The organism is Albidovulum inexpectatum, from assembly GCF_002927635.1.
GTDB classification, from domain to species: Bacteria; Pseudomonadota; Alphaproteobacteria; order Rhodobacterales; family Rhodobacteraceae; genus Albidovulum; species Albidovulum inexpectatum.
The window spans coordinates 397,255-422,199 of sequence record NZ_PRDS01000001.1 but is presented as its reverse complement, the minus strand read 5'-3'; the positions used below and the strand labels follow the sequence as shown (position 1 = coordinate 422,199).

The following is a 24,945-nucleotide window of genomic DNA, read 5'->3' as shown; positions in this document are numbered from 1 at the left end:
CGCATTGCTGCGCCCGATTGTCCGCTGGACTGGCCGGGAAATGACGGCTAATAACCGCGCGGGAAAGGCTGCGGGAAACTGCGGCCCGTTCGTTGCACGGCCGGAATGACGGTCGCAGAAGGGAGAAGATCTCGTGTCCCACGCAGAAGAACACGCAGGCACCCGGAGGGATTTCCTCTATTATGCCACGGCTGGGGCGGGCACGGTCGCCACTGGCGCCGCCGTCTGGACCCTTGTCGATCAGATGAACCCCTCGGCTGACGTTCAGGCGCTCAGCTCGATCTTTGTCGATATTTCCGGTGTCGAGGTCGGCACCCAGCTGACGGTCAAGTGGCGCGGCAAGCCCGTCTTCATCCGGCGCCGCACGCAGGAAGAGATTGAGGCCGCGCGCGCCGTCGAGCTGTCGGATCTGGTCGATCCGCTGGCCCGCAACGCCAACCTGCCCGCCGACGCGCCGGCAACCGACGAAAACCGCCTGATCGATCCCGAACGCCCCGAATGGCTGGTCGAGATGGGTGTGTGCACCCATCTGGGCTGCGTGCCGCTTGGCGATGGCGCGGGCGATTTCGGCGGGTGGTTCTGCCCCTGCCATGGCTCGCACTACGATCCGTCGGGCCGTATCCGCAAGGGCCCCGCGCCGCAGAACCTGCACGTTCCGGTCGCGGCCTTCATTGACGAAAACACGATCAAACTCGGCTGAGGGGGCTGACAATGGCTGGTATTCCGCACGACCACTACGAGCCGAAGTCGGCGTTCGAGAAATGGCTGCACCGGCGGCTGCCGATCGTCGCGCTGGCTTACGACACGCTGATGATCCCGACGCCGAAGAACCTGAACTGGATGTGGATCTGGGGCATCGTCCTGACCTTCTGTCTGGTTCTGCAGATCGCGACGGGCATCGCCCTGGCAATGCACTATACCCCGCATGTCGATCTGGCCTTCGCCAGCGTCGAACATATCATGCGTGACGTGAATGGCGGCCACCTGCTGCGCTATCTGCATGCCAACGGCGCATCACTGTTCTTCGTTGCCGTCTATCTGCACATCTTCCGGGGGCTGTACTACGGCTCGTACAAGGAGCCGCGCGAAGTCACCTGGATCATCGGGATCCTGATCCTGCTGGCGATGATGGGCACGGCCTTCATGGGCTACGTCCTGCCCTGGGGGCAGATGTCGTTCTGGGGCGCGACGGTCATCACGGGCCTGTTCGGTGCCATTCCGGGCATCGGCGACGCGATCCAGACCTGGCTGCTGGGCGGGCCGGCGGTGGACAATGCCACGCTGAACCGCTTCTTCGCGCTGCACTACCTGCTGCCCTTCGTGATCGCGGCGCTGGTTGTTCTGCATATCTGGGCCTTCCACACCACGGGCAACAACAACCCGACCGGGGTGGAGGTGCGCCGCACCAGCAAGGAAGAGGCCAGGAAGGACACCCTGCCGTTCTGGCCCTACTTCGTGATGAAGGATCTCTTCGCGCTGGGCGTGGTCCTGACCGTGTTCTTTGCCGTGGTCGGCTTCATGCCGAACTATCTGGGCCATCCCGACAACTATATCGAGGCCAACCCGCTGGCGACGCCCGCGCATATCGTGCCCGAATGGTACTTCCTGCCGTTCTACGCGATCCTGCGCGCCTTCACCTCGGATGTCTGGATCGTCATCCTGGTGAACTGGCTGACCTTCGGCATCGTTGACGCCAAGTTCTTCGGGGTCCTTGCGATGTTCGGCGCGATCGCGGTCATGGCGCTGGCGCCGTGGCTGGATACCTCGCGGGTGCGTTCGGGCCGCTATCGCCCGATGTTCAAGTGGTGGTTCTTCCTGCTGGTGGTCGATTTCATCGTCCTGATGTGGGTGGGCGCCATGCCGGCCGAAGGGATCTATACCTGGATCTCGCTGATCGGGGCGACGTACTGGTTCGTGTACTTCCTGGTGATCCTGCCGATCCTGGGGGTCATCGAGAAGCCGCTGCCCCAGCCCGCGACGATCGAGGAAGACTTCAACGCGCATTACGGCGCCCAGGGCACCCCGGCCGAGTGATCCGGAAAGGAATGATCGAGATGCTGAGAAAACTTGCTGTCGCAGCCGTGTCGGTTGTTGCCCTGTCCGGGGCGGCGCTTGGTGCCGAAGGCGGCCATACCGAGGACGTGGCCTTTTCGTTCGAAGGCCCGTTCGGGAAGTTCGACGAACATCAGCTGCAGCGCGGCCTTCAGATCTATACCGAGGTCTGCTCGGCCTGCCACGGGCTGAAATACGTTCCGATCCGGACGTTGGCCGACGAAGGCGGACCGCACCTGCCCGAAGACCAGGTTCGGGCCTATGCCAGGCAGTTCACCGTCATCGACAAGGAAACCGGGGAAGAGCGCGAGGCCACGCCGAACGATCACTTCCCGCCCTCGTCGCTGGAGAATGCGCCCGATCTCAGCCTGATGGCCAAGGCGCGCGCGGGCTTCCATGGCCCTTACGGCACGGGCATCAATCAGCTGATCCGCGGTATCGGCGGACCAGAGTACATCTATTCGATCCTGACCGGCTATACCGGTGAAGAGGTCGAACAGGCCGGCACGACCTTCTACGAAAACAAGGCGTTCGCCGGGGGGCTGATCGCGATGGCCCCGCCGCTGGCCGATGGCCAGGTGGAATTCGCCGATGGCAGCCCCAACGACCTGCATCACATGGCCAAGGACGTGGCGGCCTTCCTGACCTGGGCCGCCGAACCCAAGATGATGGAACGCAAGCGCGCGGGCTTTACCGCCGTTCTGTTCCTGGGCCTGCTGACGGTGCTTCTGTATCTGACGAACAAGAAGCTGTGGGCACCGCACAAGGGCAAGAAAAAGGCCTGAGCCCGGGCTGACATGACAATAACGGAACGCGCCCCCGACCGGGGCGCGTTTTCATTTCCCAAGATAGGCCGCAAGCGCGGGCGGCGGATCGTTCAGCAATTCCCCGGTATCCCGCGGTGGCAGGGCGCGCCCATCGGCGACAAGGATCGTGTGGCTGGCAAACCGCAGCGCATCCGCCGGATCGTGGCTGACCATCAGAACGCTTGCTTCGGTTTCATCGGCAATCCCGGCGACAAGGTCCAGCATCTCGGTTTTCAGGGCGGGTCCCAGCGCCGAAAAGGGTTCATCCAGCAGCATCAGGGGTCGTGCCTGGATCAGCGCGCGGGCCAGGGCGACACGGCTTTGCTGTCCGCCCGACAAAGTGCCGGGCTTTCGGTCCTGAAGCCCGGTCAGTCCCACCCGGCGCAGCGCCTCGTCCACGCGATCCCATTCCAGGCGCGACAGTTTCAGGTCCGGCCGCAGACCAAGAGCGACGTTCCGCGCGACCGAAAGATGCGGGAACAGGTTCTGGTCCTGAAAGAGGATCGACATGGGGCGCTGTCCCGGCGGCAGTCCCGTGATATCGCGCCCCTCCCACAGGATCCGGCCCGCGCAAGGCGCGATGAACCCGGCAATGGCAGACAGCAGTGTGGATTTTCCCGCCCCCGAAGGACCGATGACCGCCGTCTTCTGGCCGCGCGGGACAGCCAGGTCAGCGCATAGCCGAAAGCCGTCCTGTTCGATTTCGATCTGGTCCAGCTCAAGCATGGCCACGCGCTCCTCGATCGAACAGACAGAACAGGGCAAAAGACAGCGCCAGCAACAGGACGGCGGCGCCTGCGGCCTGATCCATGCGATAGGCCCCCATCAGGCGGTACAGCTGCAGCGGCAATGTCGCGCTGTCCTGATCGGCAAACAGCGCGATCACGCCCAGATCTCCCATCGACAGCGCGGCGGTCAGCCCCGCGGCGAACCCCAGCGGCGCGCGCAGGCGCGGCAGGGTCAGGTGTTGCAGCCGCGCCCAGCCGCGCATGTCAAGGGAATCGGCCAGCCGACCGAACCCGCCCGCCAGCTCGCGCGCCGGGGGAACAAGCACCCGCAGGCAGAACGGCAGCGCCATGACGGCATTCACCGCGACCGTCACCGGCAGAGCCAGATCGGACGGCGAGACAACCGGCCGCAGCATCAGGAACAATCCCGTCCCGATCACCAGAGAGGATGTCGCGAGCGGCAGCATCCCGATGGTCTCGAGCCCGCGTGGGGGGCGCCGTGCGGCAAGCGCCAGTGCCATGGGCAGCGCCATGGCCACCGTCAGCCCGGTCGAGATCAGGGCGACGGCCAGAGACCGTCCGGCAGCCTTCCATACCGGCGCGGGCAGATCTCCCAGCGCGGGCAGTCCGCGCGCGATGACCGCCCCGAGCGGCGTCAACAGGAACGCGACCGCGGCGACGATCACCAGACCGTCGGTGATCCGCGACAGCCACCGATCGGCGTCCCAGCGCCAGACGGTCCGATCCAGGCCCGCGCCATGCCCGCTGGGCAGGGTGAACCGCGCCGCGGCAAGCGCCGTCAGCGCACAGAGCGCCAATTGCAGCGCGGCCAGAGTCGCGGCCCGCCCAAGATCGAAATCGAAACGGAAGGCCTGATAGATGGCAAGTTCGATCGTCGTCGCCCGCGGCCCGCCCCCCAGGGTCAGCGCGATCGCAAAGCTGGTCAGGCAGATCAGGAAGATCGTCGCAAAGGCTCCCGGCGCGCGCGACCGCAGCATCGGCCATTCCAGGTGACGGGCGACATCGCGCGGCGAAAATCCCAGGCTTGCGGCCAGGCGAAAACGCTCGGCCGGGATCTCGGCCCAGCCCTGCAGGAACAGGCGGACGGCAAAGGGCAGGTTGAAGAACACATTGGCCAGGACCACCCCCCAAAGCCCGTAGATCGAGATGCGTTGCAAGCCGACGCTCGCCAGGATGTCGTTCACGATACCCGATCGGCCAAAGACAGCCAGAATGCCCAGAACGGCGACGATGACGGGCAGGATGAATGGCGCCCCAAGGGCCGTGATCAAGAGCCTTCGCAGGGGGAATCGCCGCCGGGCAAGGGCGCGGGCGACCGGAACGGCCAGTGCCACGCTCAGCGCCGCTGACAGGCCCGCCTGCATGATCGTGAAGCGCAATGCCGCCCAATCGGCGGATCCCAGCCCGCCAAGGCCTTCGGCCCGCCGCGCGACGGCGGCCAGCGTGCCAAGCGTCAAGATGGCGACCAGGGCCGCGGCAATGCTTGCGGCGGCCCTGATCCAGGGCTCTATCGGCTGAGCGCGGCTTGCCATTCGGCAAGGGCCTCATCGCGGATTGCGGCGGCCTCGTCGGGTGACGGAAGCAGGCTGCGCGCGGGCTGGATGAGAGTCGAAAATCCCTCGGGCAGGCCTGATTCGGGCCGCCGTGCGGGATACATCCAGTTGGTTTCGGGGATGACCGACTGGAAGGCGTCCGACAGCATGAAATCCAGGAAGGCATCGGCCAGTTCGGGCTGATCGGTCCGGGCCAGTCTGGCCGCGACCTCGACCTGCATGTAGTGGCCTTCCTCGAACGGGGCCGCGGCCTTGCTGTCGTCGCCCTCGGCGATCAGGTGATAGGCTGGCGAGGTCGTGTAGGACAGCACCATGTCGGCCTCGCCCTCGAGAAACAGACCATAGGCTTCGGACCAGCCCGGAGTGACGGTCACGATATTGTCGGCCAGAGCCTGCCAGATTTCTCCGGCGCGTTCGCCATAGGCCGCCTTGACCCACAACAGAAGGCCCAGTCCCGGGGTCGAGGAGCGCGGGTCCTGGATGACGATCTTCAGGTCCGAGCGGGCGAGGTCTTCGAAGCTTACGGGCGGTTGCGCCACGCGGTTGCGGTCGAAGACAAAGGCGAACCAGCCCCAGTCATAGGGCAGGAAGATCGGGTCGTTCCATTCGATCGGCAGGTCCAGTGCCACGTCGTCATGGCCATGCGGCGCGAACAAGCCGCTTTGCGCGGCCTGCGCGGTCAGGTTGGTGTCCAGACCCAGGACGATGTCGGCTTCCGAACCCTCGCCTTCCAGCAATATGCGCGACAGAAGCGCGGCGCCGTCGCCCGCGGCCTCGAAACGCAGATCGCAATTGCAGGTCTCTTCAAAGGCGGCTTCGATCTGCGGGCCGGGCCCCCAGTCGGACACGAAGCTGTCATAGGTATAGACGGTCAGGACCGGGCGATCCTGGGCCGCCGCGCCAAGGGCGGACAGGCCAAAGGCAAGGCCGGCAAGAAGGAAATGGCGTGTCATGGGACGATCTCGCTGTGGTGATGATGAATGGCTCTCGGTTGCGATCGCGCCCCTGGCAAACCCGCGCCGCAAGCCGGGTCGGCCGGTCCGCGCAAGAATGTTCGCGCCCCGCGGGGCGCATTTCCTGCGCCAGTCCCGCCAACCGTGTCAGAAGAAGGTCTCATCTCGCGTCCTCCGCTGGTTGCGGGCGGAGATGGATCCGGCCATTCGGCCTGACCTTTCCCTCCGCCGGTGCTAGCCGGTTCAGGTTCGACGGGTTCGCGTTCGCGTCTCAGTCCCGGCGCCGTGCCGGGACACCCCGAGGTCCACGCGCAAGGTTAGCCCGCCGCAGGGACGGTCGCAAGGGGCGCCTGTCCGCCGCCAAGGCTTGAGCGCGGGCGCGCGCTCGGCTATGCCCCACGGAAAGGGGAGCGCGCATGAGCCTGAACACCTTCGGACATCTGTTTCGTGTGACGACCTGGGGCGAAAGCCATGGGCCCGCGCTGGGTGCGGTCGTCGATGGCTGCCCGCCGGGCGTCGAGATCGACGAGGCCATGCTGCAGCATTGGCTGGACCGCCGAAAGCCCGGCCAGAACCGGTTCACCACGCAGCGGCGCGAACCCGATGCGGTTCGCATCCTGTCGGGCGTCTTCGAGGGCCGCACGACCGGGACACCGATCCAGCTGATGATCGAGAATACCGACCAGCGGTCCAAGGATTATTCCCAGATCGCGGCGCGCTTTCGCCCCGGCCATGCCGACATCACCTATTGGCAGAAATACGGCATCCGCGACCCGCGCGGCGGCGGCCGGTCCTCGGCGCGCGAGACTGCGGCGCGGGTTGCCGCGGGGGGCGTCGCGCGGGCCGTGCTGCGTCATCTGTTGCCGGATCTGAAGATCACCGGCTACATGGTGCAGATGGGGCGGCTCAAGGCCGACCGCGACCGGTTCGACATGGCCGAGATCGAGCGCAACCCCTTCTGGTGCCCCGATGCCAATGCGGCCGCGATCTGGGCCGCGCATCTGGACGAGCTGCGCAAGTCCGGCAATTCCGTCGGCGCGGTGATCGAGGTCGTGGCGCAGGGCGTGCCGCCCGGACTGGGCGCGCCCGTCTATGGCAAGCTGGATACCGATCTTGCCGCCGCGATGATGTCGATCAACGCGGTCAAGGGGGTCGAGATCGGCGCGGGCATGGGCGCGGCCGAGCTGACCGGCATCGAGAATGCCGACGAAATCACGATGGGCCCCGACGGAGGGCCGGTCTATGGATCGAACCATGCCGGCGGCATCCTGGGCGGTATTTCAACCGGACAGGACGTGGTCGTGCGCTTTGCCGTCAAGCCGACCTCGTCGATCCTGACGCCGCGCCGCACGATCACCGTGACGGGCGAAGAGACCGAGATCGTCACCAAGGGCCGTCATGACCCCTGTGTCGGCATTCGCGCCGTGCCGGTGGGCGAGGCCATGATGGCCTGCGTGATCCTGGATCATCTGCTGCTGGACCGGGCGCAGACGGGCGGGCGGCGCGGTGTCATCGGGCCTCAGGCCCGAGCCGACAGCGACGCCTTTCCCGGCTCCAGCCGCGAGACCTGAACCGCCAGGATGCCCGCCGCGATGATCGCAACACCGATCATGTCGGTCAGGGTCAGTCTTTCGCCCAACAGAACCGCGGCGACCAGCACACCGAAAAAGGGGTTCAGAAAGTGCCACGTCGCGGCACGTACCGCGCCTACGCGATCGACCAGCCGGAACCAGACCCAGGTCGCCAGAAGTCCCGGAACAAGGGTGGTATAGGCAAAGGCGCCGATCAGCCGGGCCGACCAGTTGACCTGCCAAGTTTCGGTCACGACCGAGGCAAGGCCCAGAATTGCGGCTCCGACGAACATCTGCAGGCCCACGCTCATCAGCACGTTGCCGCCCGATGCCGCCCCGCGCACGGCCAGCGTCGCGACGGCCAGCGCAAGCGCCGCGACCACGCACAGCGCCACGCCGGCCGGATCGACGGCGCCGGACACGCGCCCCCCCATGATCAGGGCGACACCCGCAAAGCCCAGGACTAGCCCCCCGACGCCAAGAGGGCGCAGCCGCTGTCCCAGCGCAAGCCAGCCAAGGACCGCCACCAGAAGCGGCATGGTCGAGGCAATGATCGCGGCGACCGAGGCCTCGACCCATTGCATCGCGACGAAGTTCAGGCCCAGATAGATCGCATTCTGGCACAGGCCGAAGATCAGGACGCCGCGCAATTGCGGACGGGTCAGATGCCAGCTCTGGCCGATCGCGCGGGCAATTGCCACGCCGATCAGCCCCGAGATCAGAAAGCGCAGTGACAGCGCGGCCAATGGCGGGGCATCGGCCACGATCATGCGCGCCGAGGTGAAGGCCGAGGACCACATCAGGGCAAAGGACAGCCCCATCACTACCGCGCGCAGATCCATTGGTCGTCACCTTCAAGCGAGGCTGGAATGAAGAAGGGCCGCCCGTTGCCGGGGCGGCCCTTTCCTGCCGGTGGCAGCCGGCAGACCGGTCAGCCGTTGATGCTGTCCTTCAGGGCCTTTGCGATCGAAACCTTGACGACCTTGTCGGCCGGCTTGGTCATGGTTTCGCCCGTGGCCGGGTTGCGGACCTGGCGCTCGGGCCGCTCGCGGCACTGGAACTTGCCGATGCCCGGAATCGTCACTGCCCCGCCCGAGGCAACTTCGCGCGTGATGACCGCGGTGATCGCGTCCAGCGCGGCCGAGGCGGTCTTCTTGTCTGCGCCCATTTCTTCGGCCAGTGCCGCCACGAGCTGGGTCTTGGTCATCGGTTTGGACATGTCTGTCTCCCTCACTGTGCCCCGTCCGTTGGGGTCATTGTTCACATTCAGGCGTGATATTGTGTTGCTACACAAGTTTTCGTGGGTCTAGGCAAGCATTTTTGCCCTTTTCGGCACGTTTTTTTGCAAGTGTGCTGGATCAGAGGAAGGCCGTCTCCTCGAAGCTGCGCAGCTTGCGGCTGTGAATGCGTTCCAGCGGCATTTCGCGCAGCCGTTCCATCGCGCGAATCCCGATCAGAAGGTGCCGGCCGACCTGCTGGCGATAGAATTCGGTGGCCATGCCGGGCAGCTTCAGTTCGCCGTGCAGCGGCTTGTCGGACACGCACAGAAGCGTGCCATAGGGAACGCGGAAGCGGAACCCGTTCGCGGCGATGGTCGCGCTTTCCATGTCCAGCGCGATCGCCCGGGACAGGCTGAGCCGGTGCACCGGTCCGGCCTGGTCCCGCAGCTCCCAGTTGCGGTTGTCCACCGTGGCGACGGTGCCCGTGCGCATGATGCGCTTGAGTTCGAAGCCCTCGACCTTGGCGACCTCGGCCACGGCCTCCTGCAGGGCGATCTGGATCTCGGCCAGGGCGGGGATCGGGACCCAGACAGGCAGGTCGTCGTCCAGGACCTTGTCCTCGCGCAGATAGGCATGGGCCAGAACGAAATCGCCCAGCGACTGGCTGTTGCGCAGGCCGGCGCAATGGCCGACCATCAGCCAGGCATGGGGGCGCAGGACGGCGATATGGTCGGTCGCGGTCTTGGCGTTCGACGGTCCCACGCCGATATTGACCAGCGTGATGCCCTGCCCGCCCTCGCGCTTGAGATGGTAGGACGGCATCTGCGGCATGCGCGGAAGCAGCGGAATCTCGCCGTCCGGGGTGGTGATCTCGTGGTTGCCGGGCGCGACAAAGGACGTGTAGCCCGAATTCGGATCGGCCAGCGCGCGGCGGGCGAAGGCCTCGAACTCGTCCACGTAGAACTGATAGTTCGTGAACAGGACGTGGTTCTGGAAATGCTCGGGCGCGGTGGCGGTGTAATGCGCCAGCCGGGCCAGCGAATAATCCACACGCTGGGCGGTGAATGGCGCAAGATGCCCCGATCCATCGGGATTCGGGGCCGCCGTTCCGTTCACGATGTCATCGTTGGTCGTGGACAGATCCGGCACGTCGAAGACGTCGCGCAGCGGGAAGTCCAGCACGCCTTCCTGCGGCACCGTGATGTCGGGATTGTTCGCTACCGCGAAGTGGACCGGGATCGGCGTGCCGGACGGGCCCACCGTGATCGGGACACCGTGGTTGCGGATCAGCAGGGAAAGCTGCTGGATGAGGTAGTTGCGGAACAGGTCCGGCCGGGTGATCGTGGCCGAGTAGGTGCCGGGCACCGGGACATGGCCGAAGCTGAGCCGGCTGTCGGCCTTGGCATGGCTGGTCGTGGTGATGCGCACTTCGGGATAGAAGGCGCGGATTCGGGTGTCGGGCTTGCCGCCACGCACGACCCGCGAGAATTGTTCGACCAGGAACGCGGTGGCCTGGGAATAGAGTTGTTCGAGCCGGTCCACGGCCGCCGTGGCATCCATGAAGGCCTCGGCCGGGGTGGTCGGCGGTGTCAGCACGGGAAGCTGGCCGTCAGCGTGCATCGGCAAGGGCTCCTGTCGTTCGAAAGGCGCGTGTGGACGCGCGGGGTCGTGGATTGGTGCCAGAACTTGCGCGGTCTCGCAAGCGACCGCATGCCGGGGCGCGACCGCTCAGGCGATGGCGCGTTGCAGCAATGCGTCGTGAAGCGCCTCGGCCGTTTCGGCAAGTGCGGGGTCATGGGGAAGCGCGCGGCCCGTCTCTCCGGGCTGGCCGGAGCGGGGGCGAAGCTCGCGCGCGGGGCCGGGGGTTGCCTCGATCCTTCGGGCCAGGCGTTGCCACAGGCCGGGATCGGAGGCCAGCCGCTCATGCGGAACGAACAGGACACTGTCCTGCGCCCGTTCGACCTCTGCCAGCGACCGATGCGCAAGGATCCACAGGTCCAGCCAGTAGTCGAGATGCTCGGGGTTCCCGCGTGGTGCGCGACCAAAGACGAACGGGCGGTGGGTTGCTCCGAATTCGTGATGACCAAGCCATGTCATGTAGTCGCGCGTGAAGGCGTCGGCCCGGGCAAATCGCCGATGTTGCCGCAAGAGACTCGCCGCATGGTCAAGCGGGTGGCGCAGCGGGATCAGGAAATGCGCCCTGGGCATGGCGGATGCCAGGGCCGGAAGCCGAAGGATCAGGTTGTTGTTCTTGCAGACATAGCGGCTCTTGCCGGTGCGACGCAGGATCAGGCGGACCAGGTCGGAATAAGCGTGAATCAGGTCGGGCCCGGGGGCATGCGGCACAAGCCCGTCGGGCCGGATATAGGCCCGCCCGTCGAAGACGCGCCAGAATACCTCGTCCAGCGCCTCGGGGCTGTCGGTGCCGACCTCGATGCCGTCGCCATGGGCGCGCTCGGCCCGATGCGCGGGGCGGGCGCTTGATCTGCGCAGGCGCGCCCAGAGATTCGGCGCCAGGACAAAGGGCATGTCGGCATAGGTCAGCGACCCGAACGCGCCCGTGGCATGGATCTCGCGCATCAGGATGGTGGTCCCGGCGCGGGCAAGACCGGTGACGAAGACGTGGTTGCCCGAATCCGGCGGCGCGCTCTTCAGGAATGCCGCGCGCTCGATGTCATGCAGCATCTCGGCCCGCGCGGGCGAGGCCAGCGCAAGGCGGTGCAGCATCCGGTCAAGCGCGGAATACCCCGACGAGGTCGGTGCCTGCGCGCCCCGCGCCGCGGTCCCTTCAGGCATGGGTCACCCGGATGCGCAGCCAGATATAGCCCAGCGATACGATGCACAGCGTCGCCATGGCCACGGGACGCATCAGCGCCACGCTCCAGGCCGCAAGCCCGCCGGGATACAGCAGGCCGACCATCGCGACCGGCGCCAGGGCGATCATCAGCATCGCAAGGAACAGGACCGAGCCGCGCCCGATGCGCCAGGCATAGCGCGGCAGCACCCATTCCTTCCAATGATCCGAAATGCGCGAGGAGCGCAGCACATGACCGGCGCGGCGCGAGAAATCCGCAACCCGCCGGATCTCGGCAAGAACCGGAAGACGCAGGATCAGTTCACTTGCAAGAACGGCCGCGACGATCAGCAGGACCCATTCCATCCTACTCGGCCGGTTTCTTGGCCTCGGCGCGGGCGCTGCCCTTGCGCCCTTTCAGCATGCGCTTGATCGGGTAGTACAGAACCGCGACGACGGCCAGCAGGACTGACCCGATCACGCCGAGCACCGCCGCGATCGCCCCCGCACCCACGCCCGGACCGATATAGGCCGCAGCCATCGACGGCGCGATCAGGGCGCCAGCAAACGCAACAGCGGGACGCAGGACACGTCCCGAGCGAAGAAATGAAAACATGATCAATAGCCCACCTTTGCACCTAATGCGAAGACCATGCCAGATTTTGGCCCGAATCACCAAGACTTCCGTTCGGCAGGTATTTGCGCCGCGCATGGTGGGCAGCGCTTGGCAAGCGATGGGTCAGCCCCTATCCTCGGATCTCAATGCGTATGGCGGCTGAGAGGCGCGAATGGCTGGCCCCCGGGTTTCGATCACCTATTGCACCGGCTGCAACTGGCTGTTGCGCGCGGGATGGATGGCGCAGGAGATCCTTTCGACCTTTGCCGACGATGTGGGCGAGGTCGCGCTGATCCCGGGCACCGGCGGGGTCTTCCAGATCCGTCTTGGGGACGAGCTGATCTGGGACCGCAAGCGAGACGGGGGCTTTCCCGATATCCGCGAGCTGAAGGCGCGCCTGCGCGACCGGATCGCGCCCGAACGTGCGCTGGGTCATGTGGACCGCGCCCTTGCGGGGGACGGTTCCCGATGAGCATGTCCGACGCGATCTGGCTGTTCTTCATCCTTTCGATGCTGCAGCCTCTTGTCGCGCGCCGCATCACCGACATGCGGCGGCTGTCGATGATCTCGCGGCTTGAAAAGGCGCGCGGCAGCCGGGTGATCCTGATGGTTCATCGGCAAGAGACGATGCGCGTCCTGGGCTTTCCGGTGATGCGCTATATCGACATTCAGGACAGCGAGGATGTCCTGCGCGCGATCCGCATGACCGACAAGGACATGCCGCTGGACATCGTGCTGCACACGCCCGGCGGCCTGGTCCTCGCGGCCCTGCAGATCGCCCGCGCGGTCGAGGCGCATCGCGGAAAGGTCACGGTCTTCGTGCCGCATTACGCGATGTCGGGCGGCACGCTGATCGCGCTGGCCGCCGACGAGATCGTGATGTGCGAGCATTCCGTCCTGGGCCCGATCGATCCCCAGCTGGGCCAGTTCCCGGCGGCCTCGATCCTTGCGGCGGTCAAGGCCAAGCCGGTGGCCGAACTTGACGACGAGACGCTGATCCTGGCGGATGTGGGCCAGAAGGCGATGGATCAGGTGGTGAGGGCGGCAACCGATCTTCTGGCCGTGCATCTGCCGCAGGACAAGGCGCGCGCCGTCGCCGAGCAGCTGGCGATGGGCACATGGACGCATGACTATCCGATCCCCGCGGCCGAGGCCAAGGCGCTGGGCTTGCCGGTGTCCACCGACATGCCCGATGACGTGATGACCCTGATGACGCTGTATCCGCAACCGATCCGGACTGCGGGCGGGGTGGAATACCTGCCGATCCCGCGCGAGGCCCCAAGACGGGCGGGCAAGGCCCGGCCCTGAGCCCCGCGCGCGACCGGGCTTGCCTGTCGCAGGGCGGGGTGCAAGAAGGCGAACCATGACAAGGACATTGCTTTCGTTTGGACACGGCTATTCCGCCCGTGCGCTGGGCCGCAGGCTGGATGGCTGGCGCATCATCGGCACGACGCGTTCGCCCGAGAAGGCCGCCGAACTGGCCCGGCTTGGGGTAGAGGCGCGCATCTGGCCCGGCGAGGATCTGCAGGACGCGCTGGATGCGGCGACGCATGTCCTGCTGTCGATCGCGCCCGACGAGGCGGGCGATCCGGTCTTCCGGGCCCTGGGCTCGCGGATTGCGCAGGCCGCGCCGCATCTGGAATGGGTGGGCTATCTGTCAACCACCGGGGTCTATGGTGACCATCAGGGCGGTTGGGTCGACGAGGAAACGCCGCTGAATCCCTCGACGCGCCGCGGCAAGCTGCGCGTGTTGGCCGAAAGGCAATGGCAGGACCTTGCCGCGCGCGCGGGTCTTCCGCTGCACATATTTCGTCTGGCGGGCATCTATGGCCCGGGACGCGGCCCGTTCGAGAAGGTGCGCAAGGGCACGGCGCGGCGGATCATCCGGCCCAACCAGTATTTCAGCCGCATCCACGTGGAGGACATCGCCAATGTGCTGGCGGCCTCGATCGCGCGGCCGCGGCCCGGGGCAATCTACAACGTTGCCGATGACGAACCGTCGCCGCCCGAGGACGTCCTGACCCATGCCGCGCAGCTTCTGGACCTGCCGCCGCCCCCCGAAGTGCCCTTCGATGAGGCCGAGATGTCCCCGATGGCGCGAAGTTTCTATGCCGAATCCAAGCGCGTGAAGAACGACCGGATCAAGGACGAACTGGGCGTCCGGTTGCTGTATCCCGACTATCGCGCAGGCCTGACAGCGCTTCTGGAAGCCGAAGGATCGGGCCGCGCCGGAACGTCGTGACGATTCCGGCGCTGGCCTGTGGTCAGGACCGGACCAGTTTTTCGTATTCCTGCGCGACCTTCCGCGTCAGCTCGCCCACCTCGAAATTGTAGCTGCCGATCTGGCCGACCGGCGTGACTTCGGCCGCGGTGCCCGTCAGCCAGCATTGCTCGAAACCCTCCAGTTCCTCGGGCAGGATGTGGCGTTCATGCACGGTGACGCCCATGTCCTTGAGCATGCCGATCACGGTCTGGCGGGTCAGCCCGTTCAGGAAGCAATCGGGCAGCGGCGTGTGCACCTCGCCATCCTTGACGAAGAAGATGTTGGCGCCGGTGGCCTCGGCCACATAGCCGCGGTAATCCATGAACAGCGCGTCCGAGCAGCCCTTGTTCTCGGCCTGGTGCTTGGAGATGGTGCAGATCATGTAAAGCCCCGCCGCCTTGGCGTGCACGGGGATCGTCTCGGGGCTGGGGCGCTTCCACTTGGCGATGTCGAGCTTTGCACCCTTGAACTTGGCATCGCCGTAATAGCTGCCCCATTCCCATGCCGCGATGGCCAGCCGGACGGGATTGCGCCGGGCCGCCACGCCCATGTCTTCGCCCGAACCGCGCCATGCGATGGCCCGGACATAGGCATCGGACAGACCATTGGCCTTCAGCACCTCTTCCTTGGCGGCCTCGATCTGATCGACCGTCCAGGGGATTTCGAAATCAAGGCAGGAGGCCGAGAAATGCAACCGTTCGGAATGCTTGCGGCTGAGGAAGATCCGACCGCCATAGGCGCGCTCGCCCTCGAACACGGACGACGCATAGTGCATGGCATGGGTCAGGATGTGCACCTTTGCATCGCGCCATTCGACCAGCTTGCCATCCATCCAGATCTTGCCGTCGCGGTCGTCATATGACCCTGCCATCTTGTCCTCCTGAAGGCGCGGTGGATTTCCGATAGTTTCGTCCGATCGGTCCGGTTCGGACATAATATTGCGCCAAATCGCGGAATCGCTAACAGTTCGAACTTGGAAAGTCAACATCGCTGACATAAAATCCACCGCGATGGAAACGTGGACGGGAGCAGGGAAATGGACGGACCGGGACAGGAGGCACAGGGCGGCGAAAGCCTGCTGTTCCTGACGGACGAACAGCTGCGCAAGGGGATCGAGGCGATGTTCTTCGCCTATCGCGCCTTCACGGCCGATCCCGACCGCATCCTCGAGAAATACGAATATGGCCGGGCCCATCACCGGGCGCTGCATTTCATCAATCGCCAGCCCGGACTGACCGTCAGCACCCTGCTGGCCGTGCTTGGCGTGACCAAGCAGTCGCTGAACCGGGTCTTGCGCACGCTGATCTCGGATGGGCTTGTCGAAGTGCGCGTGGGCAAGCGTGACAAGCGCGAGCGCAATCTGTACCTGACCGAACGTGGCAAGGAGCTGGAGCGCGAATTGTCCGAGGCCCAGCGCGCGCGGATGCGCGCGGCCTATCGCGCGGCCGGCCCGGCCGCGGTGGCGGGGTTTCGGCAGGTACTGGAGGCGATGATGGATCCGGAATTGCGGCGTCACTATCTGGCCTTGCGGGACGAAGAGGCATGACCCAGGCGGGCGACATTCACCTACTGGTCGTCGACGATGACGAACGGCTGCGCAGTCTGTTGCGCAAGTTCCTTGTGCGGAACGGCTTTCTGGTGACGACCGCGCGCGACGGCGCCCATGCGCGCCGCCTTCTCGATGGCCTGGAATTCGACCTGATCGTGCTGGACGTCATGATGCCGGGCGAGGACGGGATCAGCCTGACCCGCGACCTGCGGACACGGCTTGCGACCCCGATCCTGCTGCTGACCGCAAAGGGTGAGGCCGATGATCGCATTTCCGGGCTCGAGGCCGGGGCGGACGACTATCTGCCAAAGCCGTTCGAGCCGCGCGAACTGGTCCTGCGCATCAACGCGATCCTGCGGCGCACGCCCAGCATCGCCGAGCCCGCGCGCCCCAAGATGCTGAGCCTTGGCCCCGTGCGCTATGATGTCGAACGCGGCGAGCTCTGGCGCGGCGATTCCCCGATCCGCCTGACGGCGACCGAGGCCGCCCTGATGCGCATCTTCGCCGCCAGGCCCGATCAGCCGCTGAGCCGCAGCCAGCTGGTCGAGGAACTGGGGCGCGTGACAGGACGCGGCGAAACCGGCCAGGCGCAGGAACGCGCGGTGGACGTCCAGATCACGCGTCTGCGCAGAAAGCTGGAGACGGACCCCCGACAGCCGCGCTATCTTCAGACCGTGCGCGGATCGGGCTACATGCTGTCGCCCGAATAGCCATTCCGCCTGTGAAGGCGTTGCCCGCCTCTGGCTTCCGTCGTGCCGGGGCAGGATCAGGGTCGTCTGGACGGCGCGATTGGACAGGGGGAGGAGATGACGCTTCTATACACGCACCCGTCGGCGGATGCGCATGTGAACCCGCCCGGTCACCCCGAGCAGGTCGCGCGGCTGCATGCGGTTCGGCAGGCACTGGCCGCGCCCGAATTCGCGGGTCTGGAGCATCGCGCGGCCCCGCGCGCCGCGCCCGAGAAGGTGCTGATCGCGCATGATCCCGCGCATCTGGAGGCCGTGCGCGCCGCCATCCCCGATGTCGGCTGGGCGCATCTGGATGAAGATACCTATGTCTCGCCCGGTTCATTCGAGGCCGCCCTGCACGCGGTCGGCGCCGTCTGCGCCGCGGTGGATGCGGTGCTGGAGGGCCCGCCACGCAAGGCCTTTGTCGCGATGCGGCCGCCGGGGCACCACGCCGAACGAAACCGGCCCATGGGCTTTTGCCTGTTTTCCAACGTGGCGATCGCGGCCAGGCATGCGCTGCAGGCGCATGGATTGTCGCGGGTCGCGGTTCTGGATTTCGATGTCCATCACGGCAACGGAACCCAGGACGTCCTATGGGACGAGCCCCGCGCGATGTTCGTTTCCTCGCACGAAATGCCCCTGTATCCCGGCACCGGGGCGGTATCCGAGCGGGGTGCGCATGACCAGATCGTCAATCTGCCGCTGCGAGCCGGTTCGGGCGGGGCCGAGATGCGCGAGGCCTGGGCGGCGGCTCTTGCCCGCGTGCGCGATTTCGGGCCTGACCTGATCCTCGTTTCGGCCGGGTTCGATGCCCATCGCGATGACCCCCTGGCGGATCTGATGTGGACCGAGGACGACTTTGCCTGGCTGACGGGCGCGATCTGCGATCTGGCGCAAGACGCCTGTTCGGGGCGGCTGGTATCCTGCCTGGAGGGTGGCTATGATCTGCGCGCGCTGGGCGCCTCTTGCGCGGCGCATGTTCGGGTTCTGATGGAGCGGGATGAATGAGCGAGATCGACGCGCTGAGCTTTGAAGACGCCATGAAGCAACTGGAAGAGGTCGTCCGCAAGCTCGAGCAGGGCGATGTGCCGCTGGAGGAGTCGATCAAGCTGTATGAACGCGGCGCGAAGCTGAAGGCCCATTGCGAGCGCAAGCTGAAGGAAGCCGAGGAAAAGGTCGCCCGCATCACGCTGGGCCCCGATGGCAAACCCGCGGGGATCGAACCGGTCGAGGGGCTGTAAGAGGTGTTCGCTGACCGGCTGCGCCGGGTCCAGGAACGGGTGCAGGCGGCGCTGGACGAGGCGCTGGCCACCGATCCGGACCTGCCCGTCATCCAGGCGATGCGCTATGCGCTGCGCGGGGGCAAGCGGTTGCGGGCCCTCCTTGTCCTGGAAGGCGCGCGCCTGCACGACATCCCCGAGGACGAGGCCATGCCAGCCGCCGCCGCGGTCGAGGCGTTGCACGCCTATTCGCTGGTCCATGACGACCTGCCCTGCATGGATGATGACGATCTGCGCCGCGGACAGCCGACGGTCCATGTGAAATGGGACGAGGCGACAGCCGTGCTGGCCGGTGACGCGCTGCAGACGCTGGCATTCGAATTGTGCTGTGACCCGGTCCTTGGCGCGCGCCGGATCGATCTGGTCGCGGCACTGGCGCAAGCGGCAGGGGCGCGCGGGATGGTTCTGGGGCAGGCGCTGGATATCGCGGCCGAAAGCGCCGATCAGCCGCTGGACATGGACCAGATCACCCGCCTTCAGGCCGCCAAGACCGGCGCCCTGATCGAATTCTCGGCCATTGCCGGCGCGATCCTCGCGGGTGCCGATGACCGGCCGTTGCGAGATTACGCCCGCGCGATCGGGCTGGCCTTTCAGATAGCGGATGATCTGCTGGACGTGCAGGGCGATCCGGCCAAGGCCGGCAAGAAGCTGGGCAAGGATGCGGCTGCGGGCAAGGCGACCTTCGTTTCGCTTCTGGGCGTCGATGGTGCGCGCCAGCGTGCCGAAGAGCTTGTCGAACATGCAATCGCGGCCCTTGCGCCCTATGGCCAGCGGGCAGACAACTTGAGAGAAGCGGCACGTTTCGTTATCAGTCGCGAAACCTGAACAGGGGCCAGCGATGACCGACAGACCGAATACCCCGCTTCTGGACCGCGTCAAGGTTCCGGCCGACCTCAAGTCGCTTTCGGATCGCGAGCTGCGCCAGCTGGCCGATGAACTGCGCGCCGAGACGATCAGCGCGGTATCCGAAACGGGCGGCCATCTGGGCGCCGGGCTGGGCGTCGTCGAGCTGACCGTGGCGCTGCATGCGGTCTTTGACGCGCCGCGGGACAAGATCATCTGGGATGTCGGGCATCAATGCTACCCGCACAAGATCCTGACCGGGCGGCGCGACCGGATCCGCACCCTGCGGCAGAAGGACGGCCTGTCGGGATTCACCAAGCGATCGGAAAGCCCCTATGACCCGTTCGGGGCGGCGCATTCCTCGACCTCGATCTCGGCGGCGCTGGGCTTTGCGGTGGCGCGCGATCTGGGCGGGACCTGCGAAGGGGGCCTGGGCGACGCGATCGCGGTGATCGGAGATGGCGCGATCAGCGCGGGCATGGCCTATGAGGCGATGAACAATGCGGGTCACCTGAAGAAGCGCCTGATCGTCATCCTGAACGACAACGAGATGTCGATCGCCCCGCCGGTCGGGGCGATGTCGGCCTATCTGGCCCGCCTGTATGCCGGAGCGCCCTATCAGGAGCTGAAGGCCGCCGCGAAGGGCGCGATCAGCCTGCTGCCCGAACCCTTCCAGGAAGGGGCCCGCCGCGCCAAGGAGATGCTGAAGGGCATGACCGTCGGCGGCACGCTGTTCGAGGAGCTGGGCTTTACCTATGTCGGCCCGATCGACGGGCACGATCTGGACCAGCTTCTGCCGGTGTTGCGCACGGTCAAGGCGCGCGCCACCGGGCCGACGCTGATCCACGTGCTCACCAAGAAGGGCAAGGGTTATGCCCCGGCCGAACGCGCGGCCGATCGCGGCCATGCGACCGGCAAGTTCGATGTGGTGACCGGCAAGCAGAAATCGGCCCCGTCGAACGCGCCAAGCTATACCAAGGTCTTTGCGCGCGCCCTGATCCGCGAGGCCGAAGAGGATGACAGGATCGTCGCCATCACGGCGGCGATGCCCGACGGGACGGGCCTGAACCTGTTTGCCGAGCGTTTCCCGCGCCGCTGCTTCGACGTGGCCATTGCCGAGCAGCATGCCGTGACCTTCTCGGCGGGGCTGGCGGCCGCGGGCATGAAGCCCTTCTGCGCGATCTATTCGACCTTCCTGCAGCGCGGCTATGACCAGGTCGTGCATGACGTGGCGATCCAGCGCCTGCCGGTGCGCTTTGCCATCGACCGGGCCGGGCTGGTCGGCGCCGATGGCGCGACCCATGCCGGGGCCTTCGACATCGCCTTTCTGTCGAACCTGCCCGGCATGGTGGTGATGGCCGCGGCCGACGAGGCCGAGCTGGTTCACATGGTCGCCACGGCCGCCGCCATCGACGACCGGCCCAGCGCCTTCCGCTATCCGCGCGGAGAAGGGGTGGGGGTCGAGATGCCCGAGCGCGGCCGGCCGCTGGAAATCGGGCGCGGAAGGCTGATCGCCGAAGGGTCGCAGGTGGCCATCCTGTCCTTCGGCACGCGGCTGGCCGAGGTGATGAAGGCGCGGGAAAACCTGGCCGCGCGGGGGATAACGGTCACCGTGGCGGATGCGCGCTTTGCCAAGCCGTTGGACCGCGAGCTGGTCCTGCAGCTGGCCCGCCACCACGAGGCGCTGATCACCGTCGAGGAAGGCGCGATCGGCGGCTTCGGCAGCCATGTCGCACAGCTTCTGGCCGAAGAGGGGATTTTCGATACGGGGCTGAAGTTCCGGTCGATGTTCCTGCCCGATACCTTTATCGATCAGGCCAGCCCGCGCGAAATGTACGACGTGGCAGGAATGAACGCCCCGCATATCGAAGCGAAGGTTCTGGATCTTCTGGGTGTGGCGCGGATTGTCCGCGATCAGCGCGCCTGAGCGCGAATTCCCCGGCGCCCGTCGCGCCGGGGCAGGGCATCAGGCCGTGATGCCCCGTTCGATGCGCAGGAAATGCCGTATCCGCGGCGGCTGGGATTCCTGCCTTGGGCGACGGGCCAGACGCCGCGAGGCAGGATGCGAGCCTTCCGGTGCGATGGCACGATCCAGTGCCACGTAATGCTTTACCCGCCCGCCATGGTCCGGCTCTCTGCGGTCAGCGATATGTCGTGTCATCGGATCCTCCCATTGCTGTGGCCGGATTGCCCGACCACGAATCATGATGGGGCCGAATCGGTCTGATTTCCACCCCCGGCGGGCCGGTCGGCCGGACCTTGCCGGCCTTGCAGGCGGTCCAGCGCCCATCGCGCCGCATCCGCGACGGCCGGGTCGGGGTCGTTCAGCAAAGGCATCAGCGAGCGGGCCAGTTCGGACCGGCCGGAATTGCCGATGGCATAGGCCACGTTGCGCACGAACCGGTCGCGCCCGATGCGCTTGATCGGTGAACCGGAAAACCGCGCACGAAAGGCGGCATCGTCCAATGCGGCCAGTTCGGCCAGTTCCGGCGCGCCGACCCGGGCGGCATAGCCGATCTCGCGCGCTTTCTGTGCGAACTTGTTCCATGGACAGACAGCAAGGCAGTCGTCGCAGCCATAGATCCTGTTGCCCAAGGCCGGGCGAAGATCCTCGGCCACCGGTCCGCGATGCTCGATGGTCAGGTATGAAATGCAGCGTCGCGCATCCAGCTGATAGGGCGCGGGGAAGGCCGCCGTCGGGCAAATGTCCAGACAGCGGCGGCAGTTCCCGCAATGGTCGGTTTCGGGCTGGTCCTTCGGCAGATCCAGCGTGGTAAAGATCGCCCCCAGAAAGAACCAGCTGCCCAGCTGGCGCCCCACCAGATTGGTATGCTTGCCCTGCCAGCCCAGGCCCGCCGCCTGGCCCAGCGGCTTCTCCATGACCGGGGCGGTGTCGACGAAGACCTTGATCTGCGCCTCGACGCCTTCCTTTGCGGCCTGTTCGATCAACCAGCGGCCGACGCGCTTGAGCCGCTTCTTGACCAGGTCGTGATAGTCCCGCCCCTGTGCATAGCACGAGATCGCGGCGCGATCCCTGTGCTGCAATACGGCCAACGGGTCATGGTCTGGCGTATAGGATTCAGCCAGCATCACGATGGTGCGCGCCTCGGGCCAGAGCGCCGCGGGATTTGCGCGCCAGCCTGTCCGTTCGGCCATCCAGTGCATCTGGCCGTGGCGCCCCTGTTCCAGAAAGCTGGCAAGGCGCGCGGGGGCATCGGGAATGGCGTCGGGCGCGCAATAGCCGACCTGCGAGAAGCCCTCTTCCAGAGCCTTGGCTGTCAGCCGGTTGCGGAAGGCGCGGGCATCCATTGGCAATCCTCTTGGGCCCCGGCCGCCGGGGTCAGAAATCCAGATCGGCGTAGTGCGGCGGCGGCGGAAAACCGGGAACCTGGTCGGCCAGGATCGAACGGAAGGCCGGGCGTGACTTGATCTTGGCATACCAGTCGCGCACATTCTGGCTGCGGTTCCAGTCGACATCCGAGATATAGTCCAGACAGGACAGATGCGCGGCCGCCGTGAAATCGGCCAGCGTCATTTCGTTTCCTGCCAGCCAGCGGCGCTGTTCCAGCAGCCAGTCCATGTAGTCCAGATGGAACTTGATTCGCATCGCCCCCGCCTTGACGTTGCGCGAATCGGGATAGCCCAGCTTCATCACCTTCTTGTTGACGCGCTCATAGACCAGCTTCGAGGTCACCTCGTCATGAAACGTGTCGTCGAACCAGGCGCAGAGGCGGCGCACCTCGTATCGGGCCTCGGGGTCGCGCGGCATCAGCCGGGGTTCGGGCGCGATTTCGTCAAGATATTCGCAGATCGCTTGGCTTTCGGCCATGTTGCGCCCGTTCATGCGCAAGATCGGCACCTTGCCCGCGGGGTTGCGGCGCAGGAATTCCGGGTCCTGTTCCCAGTACCGTTCTTCGACCAGTTCGACCTCGATCCTCTTTTCGGCCAGGGTCAGGCGCACCTTTCGACAGAAGGGGGAAAGCGGAAAGTGGTACAGACGGGTCATCGCACAGCCCTGTTACGCTTTTGAATGCAGCCCGTGATAAAGCCGCCCCAAGGCTGGTTCAATGCTGGAAACAATCAGCGCGCCCATCGGCGCGGATCGTTGCCGCCCCTTCAAGGATCGATGTGGCGCGCGCGCGCAAAAAATTGGACGGCCGGGCCGGGTTGCGACCCTTCGGATCGGGCAGGATCGCGGCGATCAGCGCGGCCTGCCTTGGGGTCAGTTCGGCGGCCGAACGCCCGAAATAGTGCCGCGCCGCGGCCTCGACACCAAAGATACCAGGGCCGGTTTCGGCCACGTTCAGATAGACCTCGAGAATACGCCTCTTGGTCCAGACGGCTTCGACCACCGGCGTCAGCAGCGCCTCCAGCGCCTTTCGCGGCCAGGACCGTCCCTGCCAAAGGAACACGTTCTTGACCACCTGCTGGCTGATCGTCGAGGCCCCGCGTCCCGAGCCTTCCTCGATCGCGGCGCGGATGGCCTTCAGATCAAACCCCCAATGGCGGCAGAAATTCGCGTCCTCGGCCGCGACGACCGATCGGGCCAGTTCGGGCGAGACATCGTCCAGATCGACCCACGCACGCTGGATTCCGCCCTGGCGCCAGCTTTCGGCGATCATGTAGGGCGTCATCACCGGATTGACGAAGGAAAACAGCACGACCAGCGCCAGAACCGCGCCGATCAGGCCCAGCATCACGTTGCGCGCAAGACGCAGGATGCGGCCCCAGGTCCATCCGGGGGTCGCGCTGGATGCGGTCCGGCCCTTGGATTTCCTCCGAGTCGCCGATCGCGATTTCGCCTGCGTTTTGCTCTTGGCCTTCGTCATCGGGCGTGATCAACCATGCCCTTCGGGCCAAGGTCAAGGCATTGCCAGACGATTGGCGGGGAAACCTGTGCCCGCAAAGCGTTCAGGCAGATCGCGCAGGATGCTTGCTTCGCGCGCCGTCAGGACGCGCCGCGCCGCGGGAAGTGCCTGCGTTTCGGAACACAGGATTTCGGGAAAAAGCGCTGCGATTTCAGTCCGCAACGATTCATCCTGTTCGATCAGCCAGCCACCCGGATGAAGACTTTCGCTCCACGCGCCGTTCGAGCGGGCGATTTCGTGCCGTTCGAACAATAGGTGATAATAGGTGACCCGCTGCATCTGCTTGCTCCTGATGCCAGGCAGGCCGACGAGGTGTCGTGCAGCGACCAGCGTCTCGTCTTCGGCGAACCAAAGCTGCACCTGTCATCCGCGATACAGGATCCGGTGTTCGGGTGAAACAACCAGCGGGATGTCATTGTCGAAAATGCCCGGTTCGATCGTGATGGGCGCGAACTTGCCAGAACCTGCAACGGTACGGCGGCCGACCCAATGCAGGGGTCTGGCGCCGTGATCAAGCGTCATCACCATGTCGCCCGGACGCAGGTCCTCGACCGGGACCGGCCCGGCGGGCGTATCGATCAAAGTGCCAGCGGTGAAACAGGGCGGGCCGAGTTGAGAGACGAGAAGCGGTCCCTGTGTCGTTACATAGGTCGAGGAGACGAATGTCCCGTTCCTGAGAACCTGACCATCGGTCGGCGTGAAGAATCTGCGTCCGTCAGCCAGATAGAACGTCGTGCCAGTATAGGTGATGTTGCCGATACCAGGCACGTTGATCGTCACGGTGTCGCCGGGCCAGGACCGTGTAATATCGATACCGTCGAGACTGTCCCCATTGAAACGATCAAGATCGTCGTCGTCGTTCTGATCCGTCAATGTCAGCTTGACGAACGCTACAGCCGTGCCGGGCGGCGGGGGAAAAGCAGGGTCTAGTTGATAGAACTGGTCAAGATAGTTGGTTGGCATCCCGGGCGATTACCGAAAAATTTTCACTCGTCTGGATAGCAAGGACCCGTTCGGTCGAATTTTTCGGCGCAATCCTGACGATTCAACGGTCCGGCATTCGGAAGCGGGGCTGGCCCGATAGCCAGCCCCGTATTCAA

The 24,945-nt window shown here is 65.7% G+C and carries 27 protein-coding genes, 1 pseudogene and 1 riboswitch; of the genes and pseudogenes, 13 read left to right on the top strand and 15 right to left on the bottom strand.

All coding sequences use genetic code 11. The annotated features are described in order from the left end of the window. Positions 1–133 precede the first annotated feature (133 nt). The 3 genes from petA to LV82_RS02165 are packed head-to-tail and all read left to right on the top strand — an operon-like array spanning position 134 to position 2,837. Positions 134–700, top strand: a complete 567-nt coding sequence (petA, locus tag LV82_RS02175) for a ubiquinol-cytochrome c reductase iron-sulfur subunit (protein WP_104069044.1) — start codon at positions 134–136, stop codon at positions 698–700. Positions 701–711: 11 nt separating this feature from the next. Then, complete coding sequence (gene petB, locus LV82_RS02170) at positions 712–2,034, top strand: cytochrome b (protein WP_104069043.1); 1,323 nt, start codon at positions 712–714, stop codon at positions 2,032–2,034. 20 nt (positions 2,035–2,054) lie between these two features. Beyond that, the gene (locus tag LV82_RS02165) at positions 2,055–2,837 is read left to right on the top strand and encodes a cytochrome c1 (RefSeq protein ID WP_104069296.1); all 783 of its coding nucleotides are present in this window, start codon (positions 2,055–2,057) and stop codon (positions 2,835–2,837) included. A 51-nt stretch (positions 2,838–2,888) separates the two neighbouring features. Here the strand turns inward: LV82_RS02165 and thiQ are convergent, their stop codons facing one another. Genes thiQ through thiB form a run of 3 tightly spaced genes read right to left on the bottom strand, consistent with a single transcriptional unit; the run spans position 2,889 to position 6,113 of the window. Beyond that, the gene (gene thiQ, locus LV82_RS02160; protein WP_104069042.1) at positions 2,889–3,584 is read right to left on the bottom strand and encodes a thiamine ABC transporter ATP-binding protein; all 696 of its coding nucleotides are present in this window, start codon (positions 3,582–3,584) and stop codon (positions 2,889–2,891) included. Beyond that, entirely contained in the window at positions 3,577–5,139 is a 1,563-nt protein-coding gene (locus LV82_RS02155) for a thiamine/thiamine pyrophosphate ABC transporter permease ThiP (RefSeq protein ID WP_104069041.1), read from the bottom strand. Before LV82_RS02155 ends, thiQ begins: the two co-directional genes overlap by 8 nt. Beyond that, a complete protein-coding gene (gene thiB, locus LV82_RS02150; RefSeq protein WP_104069040.1) occupies positions 5,115–6,113 on the bottom strand; it encodes a thiamine ABC transporter substrate binding subunit in 999 nt (332 codons plus the stop codon). The genes LV82_RS02155 and thiB overlap by 25 nt, the downstream gene beginning before the upstream one ends. Positions 6,114–6,315: 202 nt before the next feature. Continuing rightward, positions 6,316–6,424: riboswitch (TPP riboswitch) on the bottom strand. Between the two features lie 105 nt (positions 6,425–6,529). Here thiB and aroC point away from each other — a divergent pair. Continuing rightward, positions 6,530–7,684 carry a chorismate synthase gene (aroC, locus tag LV82_RS02145; protein ID WP_104069039.1) on the top strand — a complete coding sequence of 385 codons (1,155 nt, stop codon included), beginning with the start codon at positions 6,530–6,532 and terminating at the stop codon, positions 7,682–7,684. Here the strand turns inward: aroC and LV82_RS02140 are convergent. From LV82_RS02140 to LV82_RS02115, 6 genes are all read right to left on the bottom strand, one after another. Further along, positions 7,633–8,526, bottom strand: coding sequence for a DMT family transporter (locus tag LV82_RS02140; RefSeq protein WP_104069038.1), 894 nt, complete (start codon positions 8,524–8,526; stop codon positions 7,633–7,635). The genes aroC and LV82_RS02140 overlap by 52 nt on opposite strands. A gap of 89 nt (positions 8,527–8,615) precedes the next feature. Continuing rightward, positions 8,616–8,903 (bottom strand): HU family DNA-binding protein, encoded by a 288-nt coding sequence (locus tag LV82_RS02135; RefSeq protein WP_104069037.1) that lies wholly within the window; start codon positions 8,901–8,903, stop codon positions 8,616–8,618. Between the two features lie 139 nt (positions 8,904–9,042). After that, positions 9,043–10,524, bottom strand: a complete 1,482-nt coding sequence (locus tag LV82_RS02130) for an AMP nucleosidase (RefSeq protein WP_104069036.1) — start codon at positions 10,522–10,524, stop codon at positions 9,043–9,045. A 108-nt stretch (positions 10,525–10,632) separates the two neighbouring features. After that, positions 10,633–11,700 (bottom strand): sulfotransferase, encoded by a 1,068-nt coding sequence (locus LV82_RS02125; protein ID WP_104069035.1) that lies wholly within the window; start codon positions 11,698–11,700, stop codon positions 10,633–10,635. Continuing rightward, the gene (locus LV82_RS02120; RefSeq protein WP_104069034.1) at positions 11,693–12,064 is read right to left on the bottom strand and encodes a hypothetical protein; all 372 of its coding nucleotides are present in this window, start codon (positions 12,062–12,064) and stop codon (positions 11,693–11,695) included. Before LV82_RS02120 ends, LV82_RS02125 begins: the two co-directional genes overlap by 8 nt. A gap of 1 nt (position 12,065) precedes the next feature. Next, positions 12,066–12,314, bottom strand: a complete 249-nt coding sequence (locus tag LV82_RS02115; protein WP_104069033.1) for a hypothetical protein — start codon at positions 12,312–12,314, stop codon at positions 12,066–12,068. 172 nt (positions 12,315–12,486) lie between these two features. On the opposite strand from LV82_RS02115, the gene LV82_RS02110 reads away from it, so the two are divergent. From LV82_RS02110 to LV82_RS02100, 3 genes are read left to right on the top strand one after another with little or no spacing between them, the layout of a single operon-like run. After that, entirely contained in the window at positions 12,487–12,786 is a 300-nt protein-coding gene (locus LV82_RS02110; protein ID WP_104069032.1) for an Rdx family protein, read from the top strand. Further along, entirely contained in the window at positions 12,783–13,622 is an 840-nt protein-coding gene (locus tag LV82_RS02105) for an SDH family Clp fold serine proteinase (protein WP_104069031.1), read from the top strand. Before LV82_RS02110 ends, LV82_RS02105 begins: the two co-directional genes overlap by 4 nt. A gap of 55 nt (positions 13,623–13,677) precedes the next feature. Next, entirely contained in the window at positions 13,678–14,556 is an 879-nt protein-coding gene (locus LV82_RS02100) for an SDR family oxidoreductase (RefSeq protein ID WP_104069030.1), read from the top strand. A 22-nt stretch (positions 14,557–14,578) separates the two neighbouring features. On the opposite strand, the gene LV82_RS02095 is transcribed toward LV82_RS02100, so the two are convergent. Further along, on the bottom strand, positions 14,579–15,448 hold the full coding sequence (locus LV82_RS02095; protein WP_104069295.1) for a branched-chain amino acid aminotransferase: 870 nt from the start codon (positions 15,446–15,448) through the stop codon (positions 14,579–14,581). 165 nt (positions 15,449–15,613) lie between these two features. Here LV82_RS02095 and LV82_RS02090 point away from each other — a divergent pair, with 165 nt between their 5' ends. From LV82_RS02090 to dxs, 6 genes are all read left to right on the top strand, one after another. Next, positions 15,614–16,123 carry a MarR family winged helix-turn-helix transcriptional regulator gene (locus LV82_RS02090; protein ID WP_104069029.1) on the top strand — a complete coding sequence of 170 codons (510 nt, stop codon included), beginning with the start codon at positions 15,614–15,616 and terminating at the stop codon, positions 16,121–16,123. Then, a complete protein-coding gene (locus LV82_RS02085; protein ID WP_104069028.1) occupies positions 16,120–16,836 on the top strand; it encodes a response regulator in 717 nt (238 codons plus the stop codon). Before LV82_RS02090 ends, LV82_RS02085 begins: the two co-directional genes overlap by 4 nt. Before the next feature lie 96 nt (positions 16,837–16,932). Continuing rightward, complete coding sequence (locus LV82_RS02080) at positions 16,933–17,862, top strand: histone deacetylase family protein (RefSeq protein ID WP_104069294.1); 930 nt, start codon at positions 16,933–16,935, stop codon at positions 17,860–17,862. Next, positions 17,859–18,095, top strand: coding sequence for an exodeoxyribonuclease VII small subunit (locus LV82_RS02075; protein ID WP_104069027.1), 237 nt, complete (start codon positions 17,859–17,861; stop codon positions 18,093–18,095). The genes LV82_RS02080 and LV82_RS02075 overlap by 4 nt, the downstream gene beginning before the upstream one ends. A gap of 3 nt (positions 18,096–18,098) precedes the next feature. Continuing rightward, positions 18,099–18,959 carry a polyprenyl synthetase family protein gene (locus LV82_RS02070; protein WP_245873036.1) on the top strand — a complete coding sequence of 287 codons (861 nt, stop codon included), beginning with the start codon at positions 18,099–18,101 and terminating at the stop codon, positions 18,957–18,959. 13 nt (positions 18,960–18,972) lie between these two features. Next, positions 18,973–20,904, top strand: coding sequence for a 1-deoxy-D-xylulose-5-phosphate synthase (dxs, locus tag LV82_RS02065; protein ID WP_104069026.1), 1,932 nt, complete (start codon positions 18,973–18,975; stop codon positions 20,902–20,904). Between the two features lie 39 nt (positions 20,905–20,943). On the opposite strand, the gene LV82_RS02060 is transcribed toward dxs, so the two are convergent. The 5 genes and pseudogenes from LV82_RS02060 to LV82_RS15095 all read right to left on the bottom strand — a co-directional run bounded on the left by LV82_RS02060 (position 20,944) and on the right by LV82_RS15095 (position 24,808). Continuing rightward, positions 20,944–21,138 (bottom strand): hypothetical protein, encoded by a 195-nt coding sequence (locus tag LV82_RS02060; RefSeq protein WP_104069025.1) that lies wholly within the window; start codon positions 21,136–21,138, stop codon positions 20,944–20,946. 41 nt (positions 21,139–21,179) lie between these two features. Then, positions 21,180–22,286: a tRNA epoxyqueuosine(34) reductase QueG gene (gene queG, locus LV82_RS02055; RefSeq protein ID WP_104069024.1), complete on the bottom strand. Its 1,107-nt coding sequence runs from the start codon at positions 22,284–22,286 to the stop codon at positions 21,180–21,182. Between the two features lie 31 nt (positions 22,287–22,317). Then, positions 22,318–22,983, bottom strand: coding sequence for an FtsZ-binding protein FzlA (fzlA, locus tag LV82_RS02050; RefSeq protein WP_104069023.1), 666 nt, complete (start codon positions 22,981–22,983; stop codon positions 22,318–22,320). Positions 22,984–23,041: 58 nt separating this feature from the next. Further along, positions 23,042–23,806 carry a monofunctional biosynthetic peptidoglycan transglycosylase gene (mtgA, locus tag LV82_RS02045; protein ID WP_104069022.1) on the bottom strand — a complete coding sequence of 255 codons (765 nt, stop codon included), beginning with the start codon at positions 23,804–23,806 and terminating at the stop codon, positions 23,042–23,044. A gap of 33 nt (positions 23,807–23,839) precedes the next feature. Next, positions 23,840–24,808 (bottom strand): annotated as a pseudogene (locus tag LV82_RS15095) (Hint domain-containing protein). Positions 24,809–24,945: the final 137 nt, after the last annotated feature.

Excerpts from the sequence above, each read along its gene's own strand:
- mtgA (WP_104069022.1), bottom strand. The coding sequence starts at position 23,806 with ATGACGAAGGCCAAGAGCAAAACGCAGGCGAAATCGCGATCGGCGACT.
- petB (WP_104069043.1), top strand. The coding sequence starts at position 712 with ATGGCTGGTATTCCGCACGACCACTACGAGCCGAAGTCGGCGTTCGAG.
- LV82_RS02100 (WP_104069030.1), top strand. The coding sequence starts at position 13,678 with ATGACAAGGACATTGCTTTCGTTTGGACACGGCTATTCCGCCCGTGCG.
- queG (WP_104069024.1), bottom strand. The coding sequence starts at position 22,286 with ATGGATGCCCGCGCCTTCCGCAACCGGCTGACAGCCAAGGCTCTGGAA.
- LV82_RS02140 (WP_104069038.1), bottom strand. The coding sequence starts at position 8,526 with ATGGATCTGCGCGCGGTAGTGATGGGGCTGTCCTTTGCCCTGATGTGG.
- LV82_RS02125 (WP_104069035.1), bottom strand. The coding sequence starts at position 11,700 with ATGCCTGAAGGGACCGCGGCGCGGGGCGCGCAGGCACCGACCTCGTCG.
- LV82_RS02105 (WP_104069031.1), top strand. The coding sequence starts at position 12,783 with ATGAGCATGTCCGACGCGATCTGGCTGTTCTTCATCCTTTCGATGCTG.
- thiQ (WP_104069042.1), bottom strand. The coding sequence starts at position 3,584 with ATGCTTGAGCTGGACCAGATCGAAATCGAACAGGACGGCTTTCGGCTA.
- LV82_RS02060 (WP_104069025.1), bottom strand. The coding sequence starts at position 21,138 with ATGACACGACATATCGCTGACCGCAGAGAGCCGGACCATGGCGGGCGG.
- aroC (WP_104069039.1), top strand. The coding sequence starts at position 6,530 with ATGAGCCTGAACACCTTCGGACATCTGTTTCGTGTGACGACCTGGGGC.
- LV82_RS02095 (WP_104069295.1), bottom strand. The coding sequence starts at position 15,448 with ATGGCAGGGTCATATGACGACCGCGACGGCAAGATCTGGATGGATGGC.
- LV82_RS02165 (WP_104069296.1), top strand. The coding sequence starts at position 2,055 with ATGCTGAGAAAACTTGCTGTCGCAGCCGTGTCGGTTGTTGCCCTGTCC.
- LV82_RS02115 (WP_104069033.1), bottom strand. The coding sequence starts at position 12,314 with ATGTTTTCATTTCTTCGCTCGGGACGTGTCCTGCGTCCCGCTGTTGCG.
- LV82_RS02130 (WP_104069036.1), bottom strand. The coding sequence starts at position 10,524 with ATGCACGCTGACGGCCAGCTTCCCGTGCTGACACCGCCGACCACCCCG.
- LV82_RS02075 (WP_104069027.1), top strand. The coding sequence starts at position 17,859 with ATGAGCGAGATCGACGCGCTGAGCTTTGAAGACGCCATGAAGCAACTG.
- LV82_RS02080 (WP_104069294.1), top strand. The coding sequence starts at position 16,933 with ATGACGCTTCTATACACGCACCCGTCGGCGGATGCGCATGTGAACCCG.
- LV82_RS02085 (WP_104069028.1), top strand. The coding sequence starts at position 16,120 with ATGACCCAGGCGGGCGACATTCACCTACTGGTCGTCGACGATGACGAA.
- dxs (WP_104069026.1), top strand. The coding sequence starts at position 18,973 with ATGACCGACAGACCGAATACCCCGCTTCTGGACCGCGTCAAGGTTCCG.
- thiB (WP_104069040.1), bottom strand. The coding sequence starts at position 6,113 with ATGACACGCCATTTCCTTCTTGCCGGCCTTGCCTTTGGCCTGTCCGCC.
- LV82_RS02120 (WP_104069034.1), bottom strand. The coding sequence starts at position 12,064 with ATGGAATGGGTCCTGCTGATCGTCGCGGCCGTTCTTGCAAGTGAACTG.
- LV82_RS02155 (WP_104069041.1), bottom strand. The coding sequence starts at position 5,139 with ATGGCAAGCCGCGCTCAGCCGATAGAGCCCTGGATCAGGGCCGCCGCA.
- fzlA (WP_104069023.1), bottom strand. The coding sequence starts at position 22,983 with ATGACCCGTCTGTACCACTTTCCGCTTTCCCCCTTCTGTCGAAAGGTG.
- LV82_RS02135 (WP_104069037.1), bottom strand. The coding sequence starts at position 8,903 with ATGTCCAAACCGATGACCAAGACCCAGCTCGTGGCGGCACTGGCCGAA.
- LV82_RS02090 (WP_104069029.1), top strand. The coding sequence starts at position 15,614 with ATGGACGGACCGGGACAGGAGGCACAGGGCGGCGAAAGCCTGCTGTTC.
- LV82_RS02110 (WP_104069032.1), top strand. The coding sequence starts at position 12,487 with ATGGCTGGCCCCCGGGTTTCGATCACCTATTGCACCGGCTGCAACTGG.